This window comes from Parvularcula dongshanensis, assembly GCF_014199615.1.
Lineage (GTDB): Bacteria > Pseudomonadota > Alphaproteobacteria > Caulobacterales > Parvularculaceae > Parvularcula > Parvularcula dongshanensis.
The window spans coordinates 59541-85174 of record NZ_JACHOB010000004.1 but is presented as its reverse complement, the minus strand read 5'-3'; the positions used below and the strand labels follow the sequence as shown (position 1 = coordinate 85174).

At 68.1% G+C, this 25634-nt stretch carries 17 protein-coding genes; 14 read left to right on the top strand and 3 right to left on the bottom strand.

The annotated features are described in order from the left end of the window. The first annotated feature begins 22 nt into the window (after positions 1 to 22). From GGQ59_RS09960 to GGQ59_RS09935, 6 genes are all read left to right on the top strand, one after another. Complete coding sequence (locus GGQ59_RS09960; protein ID WP_183818113.1) at positions 23 to 202, top strand: YnbE family lipoprotein; 180 nt, start codon at positions 23 to 25, stop codon at positions 200 to 202. Between the two features lie 13 nt (positions 203 to 215). Then, complete coding sequence (locus GGQ59_RS09955) at positions 216 to 557, top strand: YdbL family probable chaperone protein (RefSeq protein ID WP_183818111.1); 342 nt, start codon at positions 216 to 218, stop codon at positions 555 to 557. 192 nt (positions 558 to 749) lie between these two features. After that, positions 750 to 1271, top strand: a complete 522-nt coding sequence (locus GGQ59_RS09950; RefSeq protein WP_183818109.1) for a YfiR family protein — start codon at positions 750 to 752, stop codon at positions 1269 to 1271. A gap of 32 nt (positions 1272 to 1303) precedes the next feature. Then, entirely contained in the window at positions 1304 to 4582 is a 3279-nt protein-coding gene (locus GGQ59_RS09945) for a TonB-dependent receptor (protein WP_183818107.1), read from the top strand. An 86-nt stretch (positions 4583 to 4668) separates the two neighbouring features. After that, positions 4669 to 5439 carry a hypothetical protein gene (locus GGQ59_RS09940; protein ID WP_183818105.1) on the top strand — a complete coding sequence of 257 codons (771 nt, stop codon included), beginning with the start codon at positions 4669 to 4671 and terminating at the stop codon, positions 5437 to 5439. Continuing rightward, positions 5439 to 7454, top strand: coding sequence for an Hsp70 family protein (locus tag GGQ59_RS09935; RefSeq protein WP_183818103.1), 2016 nt, complete (start codon positions 5439 to 5441; stop codon positions 7452 to 7454). The genes GGQ59_RS09940 and GGQ59_RS09935 overlap by 1 nt, the downstream gene beginning before the upstream one ends. Here the strand turns inward: GGQ59_RS09935 and GGQ59_RS09930 are convergent. Then, positions 7451 to 8347, bottom strand: a complete 897-nt coding sequence (locus GGQ59_RS09930) for an NmrA family NAD(P)-binding protein (RefSeq protein WP_183818101.1) — start codon at positions 8345 to 8347, stop codon at positions 7451 to 7453. The genes GGQ59_RS09935 and GGQ59_RS09930 overlap by 4 nt on opposite strands. Before the next feature lie 223 nt (positions 8348 to 8570). Here GGQ59_RS09930 and GGQ59_RS09925 point away from each other — a divergent pair, with 223 nt between their 5' ends. Next, positions 8571 to 9719: a PepSY-associated TM helix domain-containing protein gene (locus GGQ59_RS09925; RefSeq protein WP_183818099.1), complete on the top strand. Its 1149-nt coding sequence runs from the start codon at positions 8571 to 8573 to the stop codon at positions 9717 to 9719. 66 nt (positions 9720 to 9785) lie between these two features. Next, positions 9786 to 11129, top strand: a complete 1344-nt coding sequence (locus GGQ59_RS09920; RefSeq protein ID WP_183818097.1) for an Nramp family divalent metal transporter — start codon at positions 9786 to 9788, stop codon at positions 11127 to 11129. A gap of 54 nt (positions 11130 to 11183) precedes the next feature. Here the strand turns inward: GGQ59_RS09920 and GGQ59_RS09915 are convergent, their stop codons facing one another. After that, positions 11184 to 13031 carry a sialate O-acetylesterase gene (locus tag GGQ59_RS09915; RefSeq protein WP_183818095.1) on the bottom strand — a complete coding sequence of 616 codons (1848 nt, stop codon included), beginning with the start codon at positions 13029 to 13031 and terminating at the stop codon, positions 11184 to 11186. Between the two features lie 217 nt (positions 13032 to 13248). Here GGQ59_RS09915 and GGQ59_RS09910 point away from each other — a divergent pair, with 217 nt between their 5' ends. Beyond that, entirely contained in the window at positions 13249 to 14862 is a 1614-nt protein-coding gene (locus GGQ59_RS09910) for a GH35 family beta-galactosidase (protein ID WP_183818093.1), read from the top strand. Between the two features lie 107 nt (positions 14863 to 14969). On the opposite strand, the gene yghU is transcribed toward GGQ59_RS09910, so the two are convergent. Further along, complete coding sequence (gene yghU, locus GGQ59_RS09905; protein ID WP_183818091.1) at positions 14970 to 15836, bottom strand: glutathione-dependent disulfide-bond oxidoreductase; 867 nt, start codon at positions 15834 to 15836, stop codon at positions 14970 to 14972. A gap of 556 nt (positions 15837 to 16392) precedes the next feature. Here yghU and GGQ59_RS09900 point away from each other — a divergent pair. The 5 genes from GGQ59_RS09900 (at position 16393) to GGQ59_RS09880 (ending at position 25629) form a co-directional block, all read left to right on the top strand. After that, positions 16393 to 19536, top strand: coding sequence for a TonB-dependent receptor (locus GGQ59_RS09900; protein ID WP_221400986.1), 3144 nt, complete (start codon positions 16393 to 16395; stop codon positions 19534 to 19536). Between the two features lie 168 nt (positions 19537 to 19704). After that, positions 19705 to 20427 carry a SapC family protein gene (locus GGQ59_RS09895; RefSeq protein WP_183818087.1) on the top strand — a complete coding sequence of 241 codons (723 nt, stop codon included), beginning with the start codon at positions 19705 to 19707 and terminating at the stop codon, positions 20425 to 20427. A 1-nt stretch (position 20428) separates the two neighbouring features. Further along, positions 20429 to 21481: a cupin-like domain-containing protein gene (locus GGQ59_RS09890; RefSeq protein WP_183818085.1), complete on the top strand. Its 1053-nt coding sequence runs from the start codon at positions 20429 to 20431 to the stop codon at positions 21479 to 21481. A gap of 10 nt (positions 21482 to 21491) precedes the next feature. Then, a complete protein-coding gene (locus GGQ59_RS09885; RefSeq protein WP_183818082.1) occupies positions 21492 to 22976 on the top strand; it encodes a tryptophan halogenase family protein in 1485 nt (494 codons plus the stop codon). 106 nt (positions 22977 to 23082) lie between these two features. Next, positions 23083 to 25629: a glycoside hydrolase family 9 protein gene (locus tag GGQ59_RS09880; protein WP_183818080.1), complete on the top strand. Its 2547-nt coding sequence runs from the start codon at positions 23083 to 23085 to the stop codon at positions 25627 to 25629. The last annotated feature ends 5 nt before the right edge of the window (positions 25630 to 25634 follow it).

The following is a 25634-nucleotide window of genomic DNA, read 5'->3' as shown; positions in this document are numbered from 1 at the left end:
TTCAAGGGAAAAGGGGCAGGCGATGCTTAGAGGTTTGGGCGTTCTGATGGTGCCGTCGCTTTGCGCCTGCGCGACCGTGAAGGTGCAGGCGCCCGACGAGCCGATCGAGATCAACCTCAACGTCAAGATCGAGCAGGAGGTGCGCGTTCGCCTCGACCGCGACATCGAGAACGTCATCGCCGACAACCCCGACATCTTCTGAGGGAGCTGACATCATGACCCGTACCCTCCTCGCCGCGCTTCTTCTCGCCGCTTCGGCGCTGCCCGCCGCGGCGGCCGTCACCCCTGCGACCGACGCTGCTAAGGCGCAATGCATCATCGGCGAGCGGATCGACGGCTATCTCGGCTTCGTCGACGAGGCCCGAGCCGACGAAGCCCTGCGCCGCGAGGTCCGCGAGGTGAATCAGAAGCGGTCCGCCGCCTATGAGGACCTCGCGCGCCGCAACGGCGTCACGCCGCGCGTCGCCGCGCAGGCGACCGCCGAGCGGCTGATCAACGATGCGCCGTCCGGCACGTGCGTTCAGGACGAGAGCGGCGCATGGAACGAGGTTCCCTGAGAGACTTTCCGCTTTGCTTCGGTATGCCCAAGCATTTACCGCTTAGATACAGTCGTATAAGGTTTTGTTTACCTTAAGCGCGCGCGACAGTTCACGATAAATTTAACAAGACTCGTCACTGTCCCTCTCGTGGCAGGTCGGGGCGTCTTCGTGGGCAGCGAAGACGCCCCGAAAAATTGAGAGCATCGAGGGATGAGAAGACGTCTTGCGGGCGGGCTCGCCGCCTGCGCGCTGCTGAGCGGCGCGCCGGGGGCCGTGGCAATGACGCAGGTGGCGAAGCAGGACCTCCTGCTCGCGGCGCTGATCTACAACTTCACGCGGTTCAGCGAGGTCGAGCCGGACGCGCTCGAAGCGCCGCATGTGATCACGTTGTGCGTTCAAGAGGTGGTGCAGAGCGCCGCAGCGCTGACGACGCTGACCGGCAAGCCGGTCGGAAGCCTCTCGATCGAAGTCGAACTCGATCCGGCTGACGACTACCGCGGCTGCGACATCGTCCTGCTCGATCCGGCCGAAGCCGGCATGGCGACGGCGCTGAGCGAACAGGGCGTGCTGACGGTCGGCATGGCCGATAGCTTCATCGACGAAGGAGGTGCGCTCGGCGTCGTCGACGCCGCAGGCCGCCTTCGCTTCGAGGTGAACCTCGCCGCGGTCGAACGCACCGCCTTCCGTCCAAGCTCCAAGCTCCTTCGATTGGCCAACCGCGTCGCGCGCTGAGCGCCGCTGACCGGATCCACGAGGAAATCAGCGTGATCACGAAACCGAACAAGATCGCTCTCGCAGCGCTCGCCGGCACGTCCCTCGCCGTCATGGGCGTCGCGTCGGCCGCCGAAGTCGAACTGTACCGTCCGTCCGCCAACGAAGGCGAGGTGACGGGCATCGTCACCAGCGCCCAATCGGGCGTCGGCCTGTCCGGCGCCCTGGTGCGCATCGTCGAGACGGGCGCCACGACGACCACGGACAATGACGGCTACTACCGCTTCGCGGGCGTACCCTTCGGCACCTACACGGTAGAGGTCAAGTTCATCGGCAGCGTGCCGGCGGAGGAGGTGGTCACCGTCGACGCCGGCATGGACGGTCTGAGCCTGTTCCTGCTCGGGTCGAACGCCCACGCGGACGAGGACATCCTGATCGTCGAGGGAACGCGGAGCGCGCGTGCGCTGGCGCTGAACATTCAGCGTGCCGCCGACAACGTCTCGACCGTCGTCTCTGCCGACACGATGGGCCGCTTCCCCGATACGACGGCGGCCGAATCGCTGCGCCGCCTGCCGGGCGTCTCCTTCCAGCGCCAGAAGCGCTCGGGCGATGGCGAGTTCATCACCATCCGCGGCATCGACGCCAGCCTCGTCAACGTGCAGGTCAACGGCACCAACCTCGGCAACGCGAACGCCGATGGCGACCGCCGCGTGCCGCTCAACGCGTTTCAGGCGGAGACCTTCTTCGACATCGTCGTGCACAAGGCGCTGCTGCCCGAGCATGAAAGCGACGGCATCGGCGGCTCGGTCAACCTTCAGACCGCGACGCCCTTCGAGCTGCGCAAGGACGTCCTGCGCGTATCGGCCGAGGGTCGCTTTCAGGACGTGCACGACGAGGCAGGCTTCCGCGTCACCGGCACGGCGTCCAAGCTGATGGCCGACGGCGACTTCGGCGTGCTCCTCTCGGGCGCGTTCCGCAGGCGCGAGCGCCGGACGCTCGAGGTCGAGGGAGTGGGGCTTCCGGCGCCCGCGGTGGTGCCGGTCGCGCTTACGGGCACGGACGGCATCGGTGATCCCGCGCTGCGCGCGCTCGCCACGACGCCGGGCGCGGTCGAAGACCTCGTCGGCAGTGCGGGGCTCGGCCCCGACGACCTTCTGGCGGCGCAGCGCGGCCTCGCCTACAACCACTTCGACGACACGCGCGACGACTGGACCGTGACCGGCGCGTTCGACGCGCGCCTGACCGACGGCACGACCCTCGGCGTGGTCGCCAGCATCAACCACACGAGCAACGACAACACGCAGTCCTCGGCCATCTTCCGCTCGCGCGGCGGCTACCTCATCGCTGGGACCGAGGCGGACGTAGAAGCCGGGAACGCCGACTTCGTCGCCAGTGGCGAACTGAACCCGGGCGACCTCTACTTCAGCACGGAGAACGCCGGGCTCTCCTACGGCCGGGCGGGCGAGGACCAACAGACGGTCAACGACAACGTCGTCGCCAAGCTGACGACGCTCGCGGGCCGCTGGTCGTTCGAGTACGGCGCAAGCTACACATACGCCAAGGACGGCTTCGACCGAGCCCGCCCGATCACGGCGGCCGGCTCGCCCGACCTGACGGGAGAACGCATCGGCATCGGCCCCCTCGTCACCCCGCATCCGGTCACCGGCCGCTACGCCTACGACTTCGACCTTTCCGCGGTCGACAGGCCGCAGGTCGAAAACCTGACCGAGACGGCGCGCAACCTCCTGATCGGGCCCGACCCGCTTCTCGTCGAGACGTGGGACTACGGCATCCACCAGGTCGAGAACGAGCGTTGGGGCGGCTTCGCCGACGCCGACTACGAAGTCGGCTACGGTGTCCTGCGTTCATTGAGTTTCGGTGCGAAGTACGAGGACTCTCGCCGCGAGGTCGACGACGACCAGCTACTCGCCCTGGACCTCTCCGCCCTCTCCGAGCGCCCGGAAGGCATCAATGTCGAGACGTGGACTCCTTACGAACGTCCGACGATGCGCGACAGCTTCGCCAGGGGCGACGCGCTCGGCGACGGGGTGGCGGATCTGGACGAGATCTCTTCGAGCTTCGACCTCCGTATCCGCGAGACCGACCCCGAGGCCCTGTTCCGCGTCCGAGATGCGCAGGATACCGAGTTCGGTTTCGTCCCATTGCCCCCGATCCTGAACCAGACGCACGAGAAGATAGCTTCCGCCTACGCCTCGGCGGAACTCGAGTTCGGCAAGCTGGACGCGGTTGGCGGCGTTCGGCTCGAGCACGGCTGGCTCGACGTCGACACGGAGAGCACGTTCGACTTCGCGCCGGCGAACCCCTTCATTCCGCCATCGGAACGGATCGCGAAGACGGCGAGCTCGGAGTATACGGTCGTGCTGCCGCGCGTTCACTTCAACTACCGCTCGAACGACAACACGGTCTTCCGGGCCGCGGCGTGGAGCGCGATCGGCAAGCCGGCCTATTACGACCTTATCCGTCCGCTCGAGGTGATCGCGAAGTGGGACCCGCTGGTCTACGACCCGCTCGATCCGGTCTTCGACCTCGAGGTCCGGGCGGGGAACCCCGATCTGAAGAACGCCCATGCGTGGAACTTCGACCTCGGGGCGGAACGCTACTTCGACAGTGTCGGCGTCGCCAGCCTCAACGTCTTCTACAAGAAGATCGAAGACCTGACCTTCACCCAGCAGTTCGCCGTGCCCTACGAGTTGGTCGCCACGACCGATCTCTGGGGCGGGCTCGACTCGGTCGACTTGTCCGGCCTCGCCATGACCGGCGCGGCGATCGGCAGGGTCGAGGCGGTCTACCCGACGGACGAGGCCGACGGCGAAGTCTACGGCGTCGAAGCGGCGATCCTGGCGCAGCTCGGCAGCCTGATCTCTCCGGCCTTCCAAGGCTTCAGCGTCTTCGTCAACGGCGCCTACAGCGAGAGCGACCTGACCGTCCCGCAGATCGCGGGCGGCGAGATCAAGAGCGACCTCGTCAACGCCCCCGCCTTCACCGGCACGGCGGCGCTGACCTATGAACGCTACGGCATCGACACGACGCTGTCCTACTCGCTGCAGACCAAGCAGCTGGAGCGCGTCGGGAGCGGCTACGCCGGCAACCAGTACGAGCAGCGCTACGACCAGCTCGACCTGAACTTCAACTACACGCTGCCCTGGTCGAAGGGGACGGAGATCACGACCTTCTACTTCGACGTCGCCGACATCCTCGACGGCGGCAGTCATCCGACCGCGCTCTTCACCTACGGCGAGGACGGCGGCGCGCTGCGCGCCGCAGAGTTCAACGGCCGGACGTTCCGGGCCGGCATCCGGGTCGACTTCTGATCCGAAGAGGAGGCCGGTCCGGGCCAGGGTTGGCAGGATCGGCTTCCCCACCGCATATGAGGGGAGAGGCCAGGGACCGAACCTTCATGCGAACGCCGCTACACGACGTGCTGGGTCACGAGCCGCAGCTCTCCTCGGAAGGGACGGACGCAGGGCGGCAGCTCGCCGTCCTGTTCGAAACGGCGGAGGCGCGCGAGAACGCCTTCGCGGCGGAGCGCCTGCGTGAGATCTACGAGGTCGCGGAGCGGTCCTTGGCGCTCGGCGCGGAGCTCGCCGCGAGGGAACGCGCCGCACCGCCTGCGCGACTGTCTTGGCCGATAAGGATCGCGAGCGTGTCGGCGGGGTTGCTGCTGGCGGCCTGTGCCCCGATCGTGGCCGAAACGAGCGTGCTCCTGGCGGCACTTTCGGGAGTTGCGGCCTTGGGGGCCCTGGTGATGCCGTTCCGGGGCGGGGTGCATCAGGCGGCGCTGCCCGCGCCGCGCGCCGACAGGACGCCCGCCAAGCTCGAAGCGGTCGCCGCCGCCGCCGACCGCGCGCTCCAGGCCATGGTCGAGCCGCGCAGCCTGCCCGCGCCGCACAGCTCGGGTGCGAAGCCCGACGAGGACGTGCTCGGCCTGTTGCAGGACGCGCTGCAGCTCGGCCGGGACGCAAAGGACGAGGCCGCGCGCGAGGTGGCGGAGAACGCCGAACGCCTGGCGCGGCGCCTCGGCTACAAGCCGGTCTTCGAGGGGCGCGACGCGCTCTTCGAGGTGATGATCGATCCGAGCGTGGGGGCGCCGGTCGTTCTTCGCCCCGCCCTCGTCCATGAGAGCGAGCCGGGCCGTAGCGTCTTCGGCGTGAAGGTTAAGGGGCGCTGATGGCCAACCACCACCTAGGGTTCGACCTCGGCCACGCCGACACCGCCATCGCCTTGGCCAGTGGGCGGGAGTCCGAGCGCTTCGCCTCGCCCGCCAACCTCGAGGTCCAGGGCCAGTCGATCCAGCCGACGGCGCTCGCGCGGGTGAAGCGCGACGGGACCGAGCAGCTGGTCGTCGGCGGCCGGGCGATCAGAGAGGCGAGCAAGGCGCAGGCGTCGGGCGACGCGACCTTGCGCGCCGCCTTCAAGACGCGGCCCCGCGACTTGGGCGAGGCGAGCCGGGACGTCGCGGACTTCTTCCGCACCATGTTGGAGGAGGTCGCGTTCACGCCCGCGCCGCCCGAAGGCTGGGCGGGGTGTTCGGTCGCGGTCGGGTGCCCCTCGAGCTGGTCGGCGGAGGACGACGCCCGCGCCTACGCCGAACTTCTGCGCAAGAGCCTCGCGGGCACGCCCATGGGGCAGGCGGAGGTCTCGGTGGTTCCTGAGAGCCGCGCGGCGCTCTTGCAGGCGATCGAGAACCCGAACTCGCCGCTGACCTTGGAGGCGCGGCGCGAGAACATCCTCGTCATCGACATCGGCTCCTCGACCCTCGACATGTCGCTGATCGCGCCGGAGCTGAAGGCTTCGCCGCTCTTCGATGCGGGCCTCGACCTCGGCGCGAGCTTCTTCGACCGGCAGGTGCTCGAAGGCGCCCTTGCGGACCGGAGCGACGCGCGGCGGTTCCTGGAGCTCAATCCGCACTACCGCGATCTCTGGCTCTACTACGCGCGGCGCACGAAGGAGCAGTACTTCATCGACGCGCCCACGGACGACCAAGAGGCGGTCAGCGGGGCGCCGCTTCAGACCTTCTTCGAGGGCGGCAAGCGGCGCAGCCTGACCCTGGATGTGACCGGCGAGCGGTTCGCCCGGTACAGGCACGCGGCCTATGACCGGCCGCTGAACCCGACGCCCGAGCTCGGCCTCGACCCACAGGCGCTCTCGGGGCTTTCCTGGGAAGGCATCTACACCGCCGCCCTGACCGCGCTCAAAGAGGCGATCGCGCGGCGGGGGAGCGGCTATGGCCGCGTGCTCCTCGCCGGGGGCGCCTCGCGCATGCCGTTCACCGAGGAGATCGCGCAGCGCGTCTTCGCCCACGGCCCGGGCGACACGCCGGTCTTACGCGACCCCGAGCCCTCGCACATGGTCAGCCGCGGCCTCGCCCGGTGGAGCCGCAGGCGCGAGGGCGTCGAGCGCTTCGCCAAGGCCGTGCGCGAGCTGACGCGGGAGCGGCTGCCCGCGCTGATGGACGAGCGGTTCGATCCGCTGCGGGATCGCCTGGCCGCCGCGCTGGCCGTCGTCATCTTCGACCGCTTCGTCGAGCCGGTGCTGGGGCGCTGGAAGGACGGCGCGTTCAGGACGGGCCGCGAGGTCCGGCGCGAGATCGAGCTTCGCACGGCGGAGTGGCTGGCGTCCAAGGAGGGCACGGACTTCTTCGTCGACGAGATCAACGGCTGGTGGCGCGACGAGGTGAAGCCCGACCTCGACCGCGAGCTCGACCGGCTGCACGCGGCCTTCGACATCTCTCGCGACATCCAGCTCAGCCTCGGCGAGGCGATCGACCCCGCGGTCTTCCGCTTCTCCGCGTCGAGCCTCGATCTGCCCTTCGAGCAGGTGATCGGCGCGGCGCTCCTGGCCCTCGCCTTCGCGGTCACGATCGCGATCGACGCGCATTTCGGGTTCATCCCGATCACGACCGGGGCGCTCGCGGCGGCCGTGGCGGTGGGGGGCAAACCCCTGAGGGCCTGGCTGTCGCGCATCGATGTGCCCGCCTTCGCGCGGCGCCTGCCGGACCGTTTGCCGGGGCGGGAGCAGCTCTTCGACGCGCGCGTACGCGCCCGGGTCGAGAAGGAGCTTTCGGGCTCGATCGACAAGGCGCGCGACAGCATCCTGACCCAGGTGCAGGCCGCCGTGTCGGCCTCCGTCGCGCAGCAGACGCGGCGGGCGCGCGTCCTGCTTCACGGCGAGGACGGCGTCTAAGAAACGGTGCCTGCGAGGACGTCCGTGACCGGCGTCCAGCCGATGCCTTGGTAGCGGTCGTTGTCGAGGGGCGAGAGCTTTCCGTGCCCCGAGAACATGTTCGCCATGTACTGCATGCCCTGCCAGGCGGGGAAGACGGCGTCCTCGTCCGGAGAGACCGCCTTTGCGATCCGGATCATGCCGCGCAGCATGCCGAGGGAACCCGCCCAGAGCGTGCCGTACTCTTCGCCGGTCAGCTCGGTCATGGTCCGGGCAAGGTCGCGGGCCGAGACTTCAGAGCCGGCTATGCGCAAGATGCGAGGCGCCTCCGGGTCGAGCGCGGCGGCGGCCGTGAAGTCCGCAGTGTCGTCCATCGTCGTGAAGTCGAGCTTCTGCTCGGGGCTGCCCCAGTAGAGGACGCGGCGGATCTTGTGTTGGATGAGGGGCGCTTGCCCAGCGAGGAGGCTCGCGAAGCCGCCGTTCAGGATCGAGGTCGCGCGGACCTCTCGGGCGTCGAGGATGCTCATGAACTCGCGCCGAAGGTCGAGGTTGCGGTTCGTCCCCGGCGCGGTCTTCGTGAAGTCGAGCGAGAAGTCCGACGGGACGAAGCGCGGCACGCCCGCTGCGACGGCGGCGTCGAGCAGCGCCGTCTGCGCGCCGATGACGACGGGGCGCAGGCCGTTGAGCGCGGAGACGACGCAGTCCGCGCCCTCGCAGGCCGTGCGCACGGCGGCCACGTCCTCGAACGCCGCTTCGACGGGCTCGGCGCCCATCGAGCGCAGCGCTTCGACCTTCGCGGCGTCCGTCGCAGGACGGACCAACGCCTTGACCCTGGCACCACGTCTGGCGAGCGCCTTTGCGATGCGGCCGCCCAGATCGCCGCTGCCGCCGGCCAGGAGGACTGTGTCGGTCATGCTTTCTCTCCCGCGGTGCCCTGCCCGAAACGGCACTGGCAGCATCGTGCTTCCCTTGCGACGCGCCGTCTTGCCGGTCGAGATAGAATGGTGAGTATGAGAATGAGTTGCAGAAAAGGTGAGGCTGGGGCATAGCGGTGACTAGCTTCGCTTGCTCAGGGGGAACCATGCTGCGTCCCGGCCTTACCGCCGACTGCCCGAACCAGCCGACGGGGGGCGGCCGATGAAGCCCCTGATCGGCAAGAACGCCGCGACGCCGCTGCGCCGGATCTTGTTCTGGCTGCACCTCGCCGCCGGCGTCCTCTGCGGCGTAATCGTCCTCTTCATGTCGGCGACGGGCGTGCTTCTCACCTACGAGCACGCGATGCTGCGCGCGGCCGCCGACGCGGTGAGGGTGGAGGCGCCGACGGGGGCGGAGCGCGTTCCGCTCGACGCGGTCGCGCAAGGCGTGGCGGGCGAGAGGCCCGTGGGCTTGCGCCTGCCGACACGGGCGGAGGGCGCGTTCCTGGTGCAGGGCCGAGGCGTGGAGCCGCGGCTGATCGATCCTTACACGGGCGAGACGATCGAGAGTTCGTTGAGCGGTATGGAGAGCTTCTTCTCTCAGGTCGCGCGGCTTCACCGCTGGTTCGGCCTCGAAGGGGAAGGGCGCGACGTCGGCCGGGCGCTCACGGGGGCGGCGAACCTCGCCTTCTTGTTCCTGATCGTCAGCGGCCTCGTCCTCTGGCTGCCCCGCACGCTGCGCTGGCCGCTGATCCGGCGGCAGGTCGCGTTCCAGAAGGGCGCGCCGGACGGTCGGGCGCGGGACTACAACTGGCACCACGTCTTCGGCTTCTGGAGCCTCGTGCCCCTCTTCGTCATCGTCACGACCGGCGTCGTCATGTCCTACCCCTGGGCGAACAACGCGCTCTACGCCGCGTTCGGGGAGACGCCCCCGCAGCGGGGCGGGCCGCCGCGGGCGGGCGGCGGGGGCGAGACTTCGCTGCCTCAGGCGGGTCCGCTGGTCAGCCTCGAGGAGGCGGCCGAGGTCGTTCGCGCGGCGTCGAGCCGCTGGACGGCGATCGATCTGTCCGTCCCGCCCGCCGGCGCGCAGACCCGCATCGCGGAGTTCACCGTCCATACCGGAGACCGGACGCTACCGCAGCAGCGCCGGACGGTTCGCGTGGACCGGGCGGACGGCACCATCGTTTCGGAGGAGGGCTACGACCCGACCCCTGCCGGCCGGGCCCGGACCTTCGTCCGCTTCGGACATACGGGCGAGGCCTTCGGCCTCATCGGATCGACGGTCGCCGGGCTCTCTTCGATCGGCGCCTGCTTCCTGGTTTGGACGGGTTTCGCGCTCGCTTGGCGACGGTTGGTGCCCGCCAAGCGATGACAGCGGGGAACCGCCCTGCTTAGGAGGGCGTTGATTCCCATCGGGGGACGCAGCACCGAGGTGAGAATGAGCGAGGAGGGCGGCAGCACGCTGCCGAACCGGTTGGGCTGGCGTCTGCCGGGGCAGGAGAGCCTGCCCGAGGTGGCGCGCAGCGTCCGGGTGCCGGCCGGGGCCTCGTTCTGGCGACGGCTCTTCGCCTTCGCAGGCCCCGGCTACCTCGTCGCGGTCGGCTATATGGACCCCGGCAACTGGGCCACCGACCTCGCGGGCGGCTCGGCCTTCGGCTACACGCTGCTTTCGGTCATCCTTTTGTCGAACCTGATGGCGATCGTGCTTCAGGCGCTGGCCGCCAAGCTCGGCATCGTCGCGGGGCGGGACCTCGCGAGCGCCTGCCGCGACGCCTACCCCCGGCCGGTGTCGTTCTCGCTTTGGGTGCTTTGCGAGCTTGCCATCGTGGCTTGCGACCTCGCCGAGGTGATCGGGACGGCGATCGCGCTGAACCTTCTCTTCGGCCTGCCTTTAGTCTGGGGCGTGCTCCTGACGGGCTTCGACGTCTTCTTGATCCTGGCCCTGCAGCGCTACGGCTTCCGGCGGATCGAAGCCTTCGTGGTCTCTCTCCTAGTCATCATCAGCCTGTGCTTCTTGTTCGAGCTGGCCGTGGCCCGGCCGGACCTAGGCGCGGTCGCCGCGGGCTTCGTGCCGCGGCCGGAGATCGTGACCAACCCGGCCATGCTCTACATCGCGATCGGCATCCTCGGGGCGACGGTCATGCCCCACAACCTCTACCTTCACTCCGCCGTAGTGCAGACCCGGGACTATGCGCGGACCGACGAAGGGCGCCGCGAGGCGGTCCGCTTCGCGACGATAGACAGCACCATCGCGCTGAGCCTCGCACTCTTCGTCAACGCGGCGATCCTGATCCTATCGGCTTCGGCCTTCCACACGACCGGCCAGACGGAAGTCGCGGAGATTCAGGACGCCTATCAACTGCTCGCGCCGACGCTCGGGGTCGCGGCGGCGAGTACCTTCTTCGCCGTCGCGCTCCTCGCCTCGGGCCAGAACTCGACGGTGACCGCGACGCTGGCAGGGCAGATCGTGATGGAGGGGTTCTTGAACCTGCGGCTCAAGCCCTGGCTGCGCCGCCTCATCACGCGCGGGATCGCCATCGTTCCGGCGGTGATCGTCGCGGCGCTGTACGGGGAGAGCGGGACGGCGAAGCTCCTCGTCCTGAGCCAGGTCGTCCTCAGCCTACAGCTGCCCTTCGCGGTGATCCCGCTGGTCCAGTTCACCTCGGACAGAGCGAAGATGGGCGCCTTCGCGAACCCCCGCTGGCTGCAAGGGCTCGCCTGGCTCGTCGCCGCGGTGATCGTAGTCCTGAACCTCAAGCTGCTCGTCGACTTCGTCCTCTAGCCGTTCGTCGTCGCGGCGAACGGAGCACCGGTTTCCGTTCGCCGCGACGGCGGCTCACTCGACCTTAAGCCGGAAGGGCGCCACGGGCGTGTCGTCGCCGGTGTAGAGGTTGCAGATCGGCGCGTCGCCCTGGCAGTAGCGGACCTCGACCGGGTTCTGGACGCCGCTGGCGACGACCGCGATCCGGTCGCCGTCGAGCACCGCGTCGGCGAAGGTGCACGCGCCGTCCTCGCCGCAAAGCTCGAAGGCGATGGGGCCGGGCGCGCTGATCGCCTTGAGGTCGTCCGTCGGCATGGCGACGAGCACGACGTCACCCTGGCGCGTGGCGTCTTCCGGCGGGAAGCCGTCGGCGGCCGCTTCGTCGCCCGCTGCGAGCGCGGTGAGCACGGCGGCGGTACGCTCGGCGACGAGCTGCTTGATGGGCGGATGAATGTCCGTGCGTGTGCCCGCGTCGATCGCGACGACGAGGCCGACGTCCTCATCGTCCAGCGCGACCTGCCGCTCGGCCTCTCGGACCACGGACCAGCCGGACTCGGTCGGGCTGGCGGGCAGCGCGCCGTAGCCCGGCAGCTGGATGACGGCGACCGGCAGGTCCTGCGTGAACTGCGCGCGCCAGGTGGCGACGAGCTGCTCGAGCAGCGCCTCGTAGGTCTCGGCGTGGTCGGCGTTGCTCTCGCCCTGATACCAGAGCGCACCGGCGAGCTCGATGTTCCCGAGCGGCGCCACCATGCCGTTGTGAATCGTGCTGTAGCCGGAGACCGACTCCCACGGTGCGGACGGCCCGCCCGGCACCCGTTTCTCGACGATGTCGTAGCGCCATCCGTCGCCGAGCGGCACGGTCTCGCCATCCGACAGGGTCAGCTCGACGTCCTCTCTCGGCCCGAGCATGCCGCCCTGGCCGTAGGTGTTGACGACGTTGATGACGAGGGTGTTCTCGCCCGCCCGAAGGCGGCCTTCGGGCAGCATGTAGGTGCGGGGGTCCGACCAGCTGAAGGTCGAGCCGACGAACTCGCCGTTGAGCCAGGTCGCGTCGATGTCGTCGAACATGCCGAGCGCGAGCTCCGCGCCCTGCTGCGCCTGCTCCTCGGTCAGCTCGAAGGTCTTGGCGTACCAGGCACGGCCGAGATGGCCCTTCGCGGCGGGGTCGTCATAGGTCTTCCAGTCGCGGAACTCGCCTTCGGGCACGTCCTTGTAGCCCTCGTCCTGCGGGCCGCCTTCCCAAGGCTCGGTGCCGTCGTAGTTCTCTCGCCACCACTCTTCCCAGGGACCGCCGAAGGCGAGCTTCGCTGCGTCCGGGTCCTCGGCGTATTGGGCGAGGAGCTCGAGCTCGCGGTCGAAGCCGCCCACCTCTTCGAGCCCTTCGGTCGGGATCCAAGCCTCGATCTGCGAGCCGCCCCAGGAGGCGTCGATCAGGCCCATCGGCACCGGCGACTCAGACGCCTCGCGCAGGTTCCGGGCGGTGAAGTAGCAGACCGCCGAGAAGTCGGGCACGGTCTCGGCGGAAGCCGCCTGCCAGGCCGTGCCGTCGGGCAGCGCCTCTTGCGGCGCCGCATCGTGGACGTGCGGGATCGAGAGGAGGCGGACCTGGTCGGAGTGGTCGCGGCCGATCTCGAAGTCGGGGTTGAGGGCCCGGCTGACCGGGAACTCCATGTTGGACTGCCCCGAGCAGAGGTAGACGTCGCCGATCAGCACGTCCTCGACCGTGAGCGTGCCGTCCTCGCTCTGCACCGTCAGGGTGTAGGGCCCGCCCGCCTCCATCGCAGGCAGTTCGACCTCGAAGGTCCCCTCGCCGCCCGTCTCCGCCTCCGCGGTCTCGTCTCCGAGCGTAACGGTCACTGCGCCTTCGGCCTGGCCGGTGAGCACGATCGGTGCGCCGCGCTGCAGGACGGCGTGGTCGGTCATGGGACCGTCAAGGGCCGGCTGCGCGAGGGCGGCTGCGGGAAGGAGCGAGGCGGTGGCGAGGAGCGAAAGAGCGTGACGAATGGAGTCCTCCCTGCGGCCCTGACGGGCTCAACTGACTGATGCGGCGGGCCTACGCCCTGCAAAGCCAAAACCAAAGCCGGGGGTGCTGCTGTTACCGAAGGGTAGGCGCTTCGCCACGATAGGGTAGGCTCGCGAAATGCGACTCCTCCTTCTCACCGCCTTCCTTCTCGGCAGCCTGACCGCCGCCCGTGCCCCGCTGCCCGAGCTCGTGCCCAAGGGCGACGCGGTGCAGCTGCACGTCGATGGCGAGCCGTTCCTGATCCTCGGCGGAGAGCTCGGCAACTCGACCGCTTCGGACCTTTCCTACCTGGCGCCGCATTGGGAAAGCTTCCGGGCGCTCGGAATGAACACGGTCCTGGCACCCGTCTCGTGGGAGATGATCGAGCCGGAGGAAGGCGAGTTCGACTTCGCGGCCGTGGACGGCCTGATCGAGGCGGCACGCGAGGCCGAGATACGGCTCGTCCTCCTCTGGTTCGGCACGTGGAAGAACTCGATGTCGACCTACGTGCCCGCCTGGGTGAAGCGCGACCAAGCGCGCTTCGTAAGGGCCAGGCAGGCGGACGGCGCGCCGCTCGACATCCTGAGCCCGCACGTCGAGGCGTCGTGGGAGGCCGACGCGCGCGCCTTCCGCGCCTTGATGGCCCACCTCGCACGGACGGACCGCGATCGGACGGTCCTCATGGTGCAGGTCGAGAACGAGGTCGGGATGATTCCCGAGGCGCGCGACCGCTCGGCCGCCGCCGAGGCGGACTGGCAGGCATCCGTGCCCGACGCGCTGACAGCGAAGCTGCGCGAAGGCGCTGCCGGCGAGGCGTTGACGGCGTTGTGGGAGAAGACCGGGCGGGCCTCATCGGGATCGTGGCGCGAGGTGTTCGGCGAGAGCGCCGAGGCCGAGGAGGTCTTCACCGCCTGGCACCTCGCCTCTTACGTCGAGCACGTCGCTGCGGCAGGGCTTCAGGCCTACGACCTGCCGCTCTACGTCAACGCGGCGCTTCAGCGGCCTGGCGCGGCCCCGGGCGGCTACCCCGCCGGCGGACCGCTGCCGCATCTCTTCGCGGTTTGGCAGGCGGCGGCGCCGTCGATCGACATGCTGTCGCCCGACATCTACTTCGAGGACTTCGTCTCGCGCGTCTCGGCTTACGACGTGCCCGGCAACGCGGTCTTCGTTCCGGAGGCGAACAGGACGGACAGGGCCGAGGCGGCGGCGGACGCCTTCTTCGCCGTCGGGGCGCTCGGCGCCATCGGCTTCAGCCCGTTCTCGATCGAGAACGTGACGGACGAACCGAACGAAAGCCTCGCTGAGGCCTACCGCGTGCTTGGCTCTCTCGCGCCGATGATCTTGGAGCATCAAGGCGACGGCAGCATGGTCGGGCTCAAGGCACCAGTCGCCTATGACGGCACGGTGGCCGAAGCGCCGCAGGCGTTCGCGCTGGGCGGCTACGACTTCACCGCGACGATGGTCGATCCTTGGATGCCAAAAGACACGCAGGACATCGCCGCGCATGGCGGGCTCGTGATCTCGCTCGGCGAGGGCGAGTTCCTTGCGGCGGGCAGGGGCGTCACCTTGACCTTCGTGCCGTCCGAGGGCGGGCACGGCGGGATCGAAGTCGCGCGCGAAGGGGAGGTGATCGACGGCGAGTGGCGACCCGGCCGGTGGATGAACGGCGATCAGACCCACCAGGGGCGGCATGTCCGCCTGCCGCCGGACAGCTTCTCGGTCCAGCGCTTCACGCTGTACTCTTACGAGTAGAGGGGGCACGGCGTGCGGCGAACTCGGGCGGGAGAGGCAACACGCGAGCGGTAGGGCACCCGCCTTCCTTGCCTCTCCCCGCGATCCTGTGATCGATGCCTCGCCCGTCAGGACGTCGGCGAGAGCTTCGAGTCGATGTCAGCCGCACTGTGTCGTTCGGCGAGCTGCCCGTCTTCGGGTCCGGTCAGCCGGTTGACGAGGCGGCCGCGCTCCACCGCGGGTCGTTCTGCGATCTTGTCGGCCCAGGCGCGAAGATGCTCGTAGCTTTGCACGTCCAGAAACTCGGCCGCGCCTTCGTAAGTCTCGTCCCGGACGAGCTGGCCGTACCAGGGCCAGATCGCGATGTCGGCGATCGTGTAGTCGTCGCCCGCGATGAAGGGCCGCTTCGCGAGCTCCTTGTCGAGGAGGTCGAGTTGCCGCTTCGCCTCCATGGTGAAGCGGTCGATCGCGTACTCGATCTTCTCGGGCGCGTAGGCGAAGAAGTGCCCGAAGCCGCCGCCAATGTAGGGGCCGGCCCCCATCTGCCAGAAGAGCCACGACAGGCAGTCCGTGCGCGCCCGGTGTTCGGTCGGCAGCAAGGCACCGAACTTCTCGGCGAGGTAGAGGAGGATCGCGCCCGATTCGAAGACGGGCGTAGGGGGCGTCGTCGAGTGATCCATCAGCGCGGGGATCTTCGAGTTCGGGTTGATCGCGACGAAGCCGCTGCCGAACTGGTCGCCGTCGCCGATGCGGATCGGCCAGGCGTCGTACTCCGCGTCCTCGTGGCCTGCCGCCAACAGTTCCTCCAGCATGACCGTGACCTTCACGCCGTTCGGGGTCGCGAGCGAGTAAAGCTGCAGTCCGTGCTCGCCGACGGGCAGCTCGGCCTCTCGGCGCGCTCCGGCCTCGGGCCGGTTGATCGCGGCGAAGGCGCCGCCGTTCGGTGTCACTGGCCGCCAAACGCGAGGCGGCTGATAGGAGGGGCTGTCGCTCATCGGGTCCCTTTCGTCGTCAACATGAAGAGAGTTATGACGCTTGGCAGAACGACGCATAGGGATGGGCCGTTTCCCCCTCACGCCAAGTCTAACTTCACAGTTTCGAGTGTTCGTCCAAACCAACGCTTGTATCGCACCGCAACAATAGATGCGCGATCGATTTCACCAAGTCGTTATTCCGCTCACGAACCCGTGTTATTGGAGCGTAAACTTCTGAAAAGGCCTGCGAACTTTCGAAAAGCGATGCCCGTTGCGGTTTGGCCATAGTCGGCACTTTGAAACTCTGCTAGCGGTCCCACTCTAGGCCGGAAGGTAAGCGATCGGGCGGCGTGCCGTTTAGAGAATCGTTCACCCTTTCTCCTAGGGAGGTAAGCGGGCGAGGGTTTTCCCTGCGTTTTCGGAATTGCCCGTAGCCCGCGCGCCCTCATGCGTGGAGGCGAGGGGCTGGTTTTACGCCGCGCGTGCGGGCAGGGCCCCGTGCCGCAAGGAGCAGGCAAGGGTCGGGCGAAGTCGCCAGGACATCTTCAGGACCATGAGTAATTGGAGGAAACACCACGTGCAGAACGTGAACCAAAAAACCAAACTGACCGCCGGTCGCGCGCTCCTGCTCGCAGGGGCCTCCGGCATGATCATGGCTGCGGCCGCGACGGCCTATGCGCAGGACCAGAACGACGTCGATCCCAACGTGACGGGCGAGACGACGGCGGCCCCGCAGACGGCGAACCAGCCTGGCGACGACGTCATCGTCGTCACCGGCGTCCGGGCCTCGCTGCAGAACGCGATGGACACCAAGCGGAACGCGAACGGCGTCGTCGACGCGATCTCGGCCGAGGACATCGGCGACTTCCCCGACACCAACCTCGCCGAATCGCTGCAGCGGATCACGGGCGTCTCGATCGACCGTCAGAACGGTGAAGGCTCCGGCATTACCGTCCGCGGCTTCGGCCCCGGCTACAACCTCATCACGCTGAACGGCCGTACGCTGCCGACCGCCGAGGTCGGCGTCATCGGTGCGCGCGGCAACTTCCCGCCGGGCGCGAGCCGGACCTTCGACTTCTCGAACCTCGCTTCGGAAGGCGTCTCGGGCCTTACGGTCTACAAGACCGGCCAAGCGATCATCCCGTCGGGCGGCATCGGCGCGACGGTCGACATCGCGACGGTCAAGCCGCTCGACGGCTCGGGCCGGACCCTGACGCTGCAGGCGAAGGCGCTGCACGATTCGAGCGTGGAAGACGGGTCCGACATCACGCCCGAAATCTCCGGCATCGGCAGCTGGACCGATCCTTCCGAACGCTTCGGCATCAGCCTTTACGGTTCGTACTCGAAACGCGATTCGGGCGCGCCGACGCAGCAGGTCAACGACTGGCTCGTCTTCGACCCCCGCGAGCGCGAAGACGGTAGCGCCCCGGATCCGGCATTCCTGGACAACGGCAGCTACGTCACCGCCGACACGACGGTCACGAACCCGCCCGCCGCGGATCAGCTCTACGGCATCCCCCAGGACAGCCGCTACGACTTCTCCGACATCGAGCGTGAGCGGATCAACGGTCAGGTCGTCCTTCAGTTCCGTCCGATGGAAAATCTGACGCTGACCGGCGACTACCTCTACGTCCAGAACAAGTCGTCCGAGCTCCGCTACGAGCAGACGAACTGGTTCGCCACGCCGATGGACGAGTTCATCTTCGACACCTCCGGCCCCGTCGCGACGCCGCTCTACATCTACGAGTTCAACGGCGGCACGAAGGACATCGGTTTCGAGCAGACCAACCGTGCGACCAAGGACGAGCTCGGTTCGTTTGGCTTCAACGCCGAGTGGGAAGCGACCGATAGCCTGACGGTCGTTCTGGACGCGCACTCCTCGGAGGCGAAGTCCGGCGGCGACAACCCGAACGGCCACGTGGCTGACTTCTTCTCCATGGGTGCGCCCGTCATCCTGGAGCACTCGGCCGACCACTCGAGCGGCTACCCGATCCAACAGTACTCGATCGACGACACCGAGAAGGGCAACGGCAACGGCGTCCTCGACGTCGGCGACCTCGCCTCGCAGGTTCAGCGCAGCACCTCTGCCGAGATGCAGACCCAGCTCGACGAGATCGACCTCCGGGCCGTGTTCGAGACCGGCGACGGGAGCCTCCTGACGATCGGTACGAACTACCGCGACACGAAGATGCTGCGCGGCAACCTCAACACGCAGCAGGACCTCGGCAGCTGGGGCCTCGCCAACCCGGGCGACGTCCAAGAGATCGCGCCGGGCCTCATCGACACCTACTGTCTGGAATGCCTCTTCGACGACATTCCGGTCGGTCAGGCGGACATCGCGTTCAAGGCCGACGCTTCGGAACTGTTCCCGATCTTCCAACAGGCCTACTCGGAGAACCTGGTCGCTGTGACGCCGTCACTGGACAGGGTTCAGGAGAAGATCTGGGCTGCCTACGCCCAGTTCTCGACCGAGATGGAGTTCTTCGGACGCGACGCCCGCTTCAACGCAGGCATCCGTTACGAGGACACGAAAGTCGACTCGTCTGCCGCCCAAGCGACACCGACGACCGTGCTCTGGCAGTCGGATAACGACTTCCAGATCCTGTCCGGCGGCGAGGGAAGCGACGTGTCGGGCACAGGCAGCTACACGAACCTGCTGCCCAACGCCGACTTCCAAGTCGACGTGACCGACAACGTCTTGGCGCGCGCGTCCTACAGCAAGACGATCTCGCGGGTTCCGTACTCGAACCTCTTCGCCTCGGTGAACGTCGGGGCGCCGAACCGTCCGACCGCGCTCGGCGGCACGACGGCGTCGAACACGCAAGATCCGACGCTGGAACCCCTCGAGTCGGACAACTACGACGCCTCGATCGAGTGGTACTACGGCGACACGAGCTACATCTCGGCCGGCTACTTCTACAAGAACGTCCGAAACTTCCTCGGCAACGCGGTCGTCAACGGGCCTCTGTTCGGCCTGCGTGACCCGGCCTCGGGTGCGGACGGGACGCGTTCGGGCGACGCGCTCGGGATCATCAACGATCTCGGCATTGAGCAGTCCGAGGCGAACCTGTTCTCGATCGTCGCGCTCATCGACGCGAACGGCGGCGACGTCGCGGCGGGCCGCGCGGCCTTCGAGGGTTACCTCGCCGGCGGCATCACCCAGGCGGAGTACGACGAGATCCTTGGCGCCTACGACGTCGTGCCGAACGGGGACGATCCGCTCCTCAACTTCGCGATCAACCGTCCCGTCAACGACTTCGACGGCGTGATCCACGGTTGGGAACTCGCCTGGCAGCACTTCTTCGGCGATAGCGGGTTCGGCTTCGCGGCCAACTACACCATCGTCGACGGCAACACGGACGCGGACCCGGCGGCCAGCACGACGGTGAACCAGTTCGCGCTGGTCGGCCTGTCCGACACGGCGAACTTCACGGCCATCTACGAGAACTACGGCGTGTCGGCCCGTCTCGCCTACAACTGGCGCGACACGTTCCTGTCCGAGACGAACTCGGGCGGTGACCGTTCGCCGATCTACGTAGAGGACTACGGCCAGCTCGACCTGAACGTCTCCTACGACTTGACGGACAACCTCGCGCTCTCGTTCGAGGCCATCAACCTGACCGGCGAGGACCAGCGGACCTATCACCGCGTTCCAGAACAGTTCTACTTCGGCTACGAGCTGTCGCCGCGCTACTACTTCGGTGCGCGTTACTCGTTCTAAGCTCTCGCTTCACCGAGACTTATGGAAAAGGCCGCTGCTCGCAGCGGCCTTTTCTCTTTGGGGGCGTTGAGGTCGGCTCGGCTCTCGTTCAAAACCGAAGGAGAGGCCGGTCTCCCCGGCCCGCCCCGGCCGCCCGGAAGCGAGCGGCGACGCCTAGGACCGACCGTCATGCCAAACCCCGTCCCGCTGAACGACGCCCAGCACCAGAACCTCAAGGTTCTCACAGGGCACAGCGCGGCGTTCGGCGATGCGGTGAACCACGTCCCCGTCTTTACGCCCGAGTTCGCCGAGGTTCAGCGCGAGTACCCCATCCTCTTCCGCAAGGAGGAGAAGGGCTACTCGGCGGTCGCCCTTCTGGGCTTCGACCGAGGCGAGAACCTGTTCCTGGACGAGAAGGGATGGCAGGCCCGCTACGTTCCGGCGGCGCAGCGCCGCGGCCCCTTCATGATCGGCTTCGCGGGCGGACACGGGGCGGCGGGCGAGCCCGTCATCTACATCGACCAGGATCATCCGCGCATCAGCACGCAAGACGGGCTGCCGCTCTTCCTCCCCCATGGCGGCAACGCCCCTTACCTCGAAGCCTCGATCCGCACGCTGCAGATCTTACACAACGGCGCGGCGCAGACCGCTTCGTTCTTCGAGGCGCTCGAGGCGCACGGCCTTCTGGAGCCGGTCGAGATCGACATCGAGCTGAGCGAGACGGCCCGCTGCAAGGTGCCGGGCTTCCACACCGTCAGCACGGAGCGCCTCGCCGCCCTGCCGGGCGACGCGCTGAGGACGCTCAACGAGAAGGGCATGCTGCTCCTGGTCTTCGCAGCCGTGTCGTCCTTGGGGAACATCCACCATCTCATCGAGCGCAAGCGGCGCAAGGAGGAGGGCGGTGCTGGCTGAGATGAGCGAAAACGCCCCGGTCGCCGACCGGGCGACGCGGCGGGCCCGGACGCTCACCCCCGACAGGACGGAGCCTGGTTGGCTCTCGCCCTTCCTCGCGGCGGACGGGCCTGTCGTCCTTCGGGGCGCGGCGTCGGACTGGGCGCTCGTGCAGGCGGGTCTTCGCAGTACGCAGGACGCGATGGCCTTGATCCGGCGCTTCGACGCCGGGCGGCCTTTGGTCTGCTACCGCGCGGCGCCGGCGCTTAAGGGCCGCTTCTTCTACGACGATACCGTCACGGCGATGAACTTCGAAGCCGGACGGATCCCGGTCGCGGACTTCCTCGAGGAAGTCTCGTCCTACCTCGGCCGGACGGACGTGCCTTCGCTCTACGTCGGTTCGACGGACATCGAGACGTTCTTTCCGGGCTTTCGGGCGGAGAACGACCTTCCGGTCGGCGAGGACCCGAAGGTCGCCGCGCCGCCCCTCGTATCGATGTGGATCGGCAACCGCACGACCGCGACGGCGCATCACGACATGTCGAACAACGTCGCGGTCTGCGCCGTCGGCCGGCGGCGCTTCACGCTCTTCCCGCCCGATCAGATCGCGAACCTCTACCCCGGCCCTCTCGAGCCGACGCCGGGCGGGCAGGTCATCAGCATGGTCGACTTCAAGGCCCCGGACCTCGAACGGTTCCCGCGCTTCGAAGCGGCGCTCCGGACCGCGCAAGTGGCCGAGCTCGAGCCCGGCGACGTCCTTCTCTACCCCGCCATGTGGTGGCACCACGTCGAGGCGCTCGACGACTTCAACGTGCTCGTGAACTACTGGTGGAACGCCGTGCCCGCCTACATGGACACGCCGATGAACACGCTGCTGCACGGCCTTCTCAGCCTGCGCGACCGTCCGGAAGCGGAGAAGAGGGCGTGGCAGGCGCTGTTCGACTACTACGTGTTCGGACCGGCCGAGCGCGCGGGCGCGCACCTACCCGAAGGCGCCAGGGGGCCGTTGGGGCCGATGGACGAAGGAACGGCGCGCCGCCTGCGGCGGGCGCTCCTCGCCAAGCTGAACCGCTAGGGGCCGAGGAATGGAACAACCGAAGGTCAAAGTCGTCATCGCCGGCGGCGGCACGGCGGGTTGGGTCGCCGCGGCCGCGCTCGCGAAGCAACTCGGGCCGCTCCTCGACATCACCCTCGTCGAGTCCGATCAGATCGGCACGATCGGCGTAGGCGAGGCGACGATCCCGACGCAGCGGACCTTCCACACCATGATCGGTCTCGACGAGCGCGCGTTCATGCGCGCCACACAGGCCACGTTCAAGCTGGGCATTGCGTTCGAGAACTGGGCACGCGAAGGCGACCGCTACGTCCACTCCTTCGGCACGATCGGCAAGTCGCCCTGGATGACCCACTTCTTCTCGGTCTGGGCCGAGGCGAGAGCGCGCGGGCTCGGAAAGGATCTCGGTGCCTACTGCCTCGAGCTTCGGGCCGCCGAAGAGAGCAAAATGTATACGGACGAGAAGGGAGGGCTCAACTACGCCTTCCACCTCGACGCGACGGCCTACGCGAAGCTGCTCAGGACGCTCTCGGAAGGGGCGGGCGTGGCCCGCGTCGAAGGGAAGATCGACCGTGTCGAGCAGAACGCCGAGAGCGGCGATCTGACCGCCCTCGTGCTCGAAGGCGGCGAGCGGGTCGAAGGAGACCTGTTCCTCGACTGCACGGGCTTCCGTGGCCTCCTGATCGAAGAGACGCTGAAGACCGGCTACGACGACTGGCGGCACTGGCTGCCCATGGACCGGGCGATCGCGGTGCAGACGAGTGCGACCGAGCCGCCCGTGCCCTACACGCGGTCGATCGCGCATGACGCTGGTTGGCGCTGGCGCATTCCGCTTCAGAAACGGGTTGGCAACGGCATCGTCTACTGCTCGAGCTTCCTCAAGGACGAGGCGGCCGAGGCGCGTCTTCTCGGCGCCGTGACCGGGGAACGGCTGACCGAGCCGCGCCCGATCCGCTTCGTCACGGGGCGGCGGCGCAAGGCCTGGAACAAGAACTGCGTCACGCTGGGCCTTTCGAGCGGCTTCATCGAGCCCCTCGAGTCGACCAGCATCCACCTCATCCAGATCGCGGTGACGCGCCTCATCAAGCTCTTTCCGTTCTCGGGCGACGCCTCGGCCCTGCGGACCCGCTTCAACGAGATGGCGGCGGTCGAGATGGAGCGCATCCGTGACTTCATCATCCTTCACTATAGGGCGACGGAGCGCGACGACTCGCCCTTCTGGCGGCACTGCCGGAACATGGAGATCCCAGGCAGCCTCGCCGAGCGGATCGCCCTCTTCGAGGAGAGCGGCTACGCCTATCAGGGGCCCGAAGACCTGTTCCAGGTCGACTCTTGGGTGCAGGTCATGCTCGGACAACGCCTCGTGCCAGGCGGACACCACCGCATGGCCGGAATGATGACGGACGAGCAGCTCGCGGGCGCCCTCTCCGGCATCGAGCGGAGCGTCGAACGCGCCCTTGGCCAGCTGCCCTCGCATGAGGACTTCATCGCCCGGTACTGCCCCGCGCAGGGGTGAGCCGAACCTCTGCGGGTTTTTATGGCCGGTGCCCCGGCCATCTCCTAGGCTACGGACTGAATTGAAAGAGTCGCGCCGAGCGGCCGCAAAGCTCCCGGAGGAACCGATGCCGAAACGATCCCTGCTTACCGCTGTTAGCGCTCTCACGATCGCCCTCGCCGCCGCGCCGAGCCTCACGTTCGCGCAGGAGGACGCAGCGCTCACCCTATCCGATCAGGGCTACTTCGAGACCGACGGCGTCAACGTCCTCGTCTTCTCCAACTGGTATGACGGCCTGTTCGCCGACGCGAAGATCAGCGGCGTCGAGGTGATCCATCACGGCCAGCGCGTGGTCACGAACGGCGACGTCCGCCTGAGCGCGACGCCGGGGCAGTGGGAGCCGATCGGAAGGTTCGGCGAGCGCACGGTCGACGAGGAGGCGGGCGTCATCGAGGCGCACTTGTCCTACCCGGACGAAGGCTTCGAGTACACGATCAGGGCCGAAGCGACCGGCGACGGCGCGGTGACGATCAGCGTCCTCTCAGACGAGGCGGTGCCGGACAGCCTCGCGGGGCGGGCCGGCTTCAACCTCGAGTTCCAGCCCTCCGCCTTCTGGGGCAAGGGCTACATCGCGGACGGCGAGGCCGGGATGCTGCCGCGCTATCCCGCCGGCGACATGACCCTGCGCGAGGACGGCGCGCGGCCCGACGGCGCGATGGCCGAGCCGGAGGCGATCGCGACGGCCCAGTCCTTCACGATGGCGCCCGCCTCGCCCGAGGACCGTATCTCCATCACCTCGGACGGCGCGCCGATCTTGCTCTATGACGGGCGGAACCAGGCGAGCAACGGCTGGTACGTGCTCAGGAGCGTGCTGCCGGAAGGCAAGTCGGGCACGCTGCTGACCTGGACGATCGACGCGAGCTCGATCCCCGGCTGGACGCGCGATCCCGTCATCAGCCACAGCCAGGTCGGCTACACGCCGAACCGCGATAAGGTCGCCGTGGTCGAGCTCGACCGGAACGACACGCCCGAGGAGAGCGCGCGCGTCCTGAAGATCGGCGCGGACGGTTCGGAAACCGAGGCGATGGTCGCACCGGTCGAGCCTTGGGGCGAGTACCTGCGCTATACCTACGCGACCATCGACTTCTCGGACGTGACCGAGCCCGGCCTCTACGTCCTCGCCTATGGCGATCACCGCACGGCACCGATCACGATCGCCGACGACGTCTATGACGACGCCTGGAAGCCGACCATGGACGTCTTCTTCCCCGTCCAGATGGACCACATGTTCGTCAACGAGGCCTACCGGGTCTGGCACGGCACGGCGCACATGGACGACGCGCTGCAAGCGCCGGTGAACCACGAGCACCACGACCTCTACGCGCAAGGGCCGACCACGGACACGAAGTTCGAGCCGATGGAGCACATCCCCGGCCTCGATGTCGGCGGCTGGTTCGACGCGGGCGACTTCGACATCCGCACGCAGAGCCAGTACGGTACGGTCCGCTCGCTCGTCGCAGGGTGGGAGGCCTTCGCGCCGGATCGCGACGAGACCAAGGTCGACTGGCCGCGCCACCGCGTCGACCTCCACACGCCGGACGGCGAGCCCGACATGCTGCAGCAGATCAAGCACGGCACGCTGCAGCTCGTCGCCCAGTTCGACGCGGTCGGCCACGCCATCCACGGCATCGTCGAGCCCGACCTCGATCAGTACACCCACCTCGGCGACGCGGTGACGAAGACGGACGGCCTCGTCTACAACGCGAAGCTGTCGCCGGACGAGGAGAAGCGCGGCCGCAGCGGCAAGAAGGACGACCGCTGGGCGTTCACGAGCAAGGCGAGCGCACTCAACTACGGCTCCTCGGCCGGCCTCGCGGCGGCCTCTCGCGCGCTGCGCGGCTATGACGACGAGCTTGCGGACAAGGCGCTCAAGATCGCAGAGGACACTTGGGCGGAGGAGCAGGGCAAGGAGCCCGATACCTACCGCCACGGCAACACGACGGGCGGCCCGCTCGAGGCGGAACGCTTCCTCGCCGCCGCCGAACTCTTCGCGACGACCGGCAAGGACGAGTACGAAGAGGCCGTAATACGCCTCTGGCCGGAGGCAGAGGCGTATTACGGCTTTACCGCCGACGCGGCCTTCCGCGTGCTGCCGGACATGCCCGACACCTTCCGTCAGACGCTGCGCGAGGCGTCGGAAGCTTGGCTCGTCGAGATGGAGGAAGCGAAGACCGAGAACCCGTTCGGTGTACGGATCACCCGCGGCGGCTGGGCGGGCTCGGGCACCGTCGTCAACGAGTCCCTCGTCCAGTACCAGATCCACAAGGCCTTCCCGGAACTCGTCAGCGCCGAGGAAGTCCTCGCGGGCCTCGACTACGTCCTCGGGCGGCATCCGGGTCACGACCTCTCCCTCGTCTCCGCCGTCGGCGCGAAGTCGAAGGAGGTCGCCTATGGCAACAACCGCGCCGACTTCTCCTTCATCGCGGGGGGCGTGGTGCCGGGTGTCCTGATCCTCAAACCCGACTTCCCCGAGAACAAGGAGGACTGGCCGTTCTTCTGGGGCGAGAACGAGTACGTCATTCCGCTCGGCGCATCCTACGTCGAGCTGGTCGCGGCGGCGCGCGACCTGACGAGCGCGACGGGCGAAGGGGCGGACGCGGCGGGCGCACCCTGACGAGG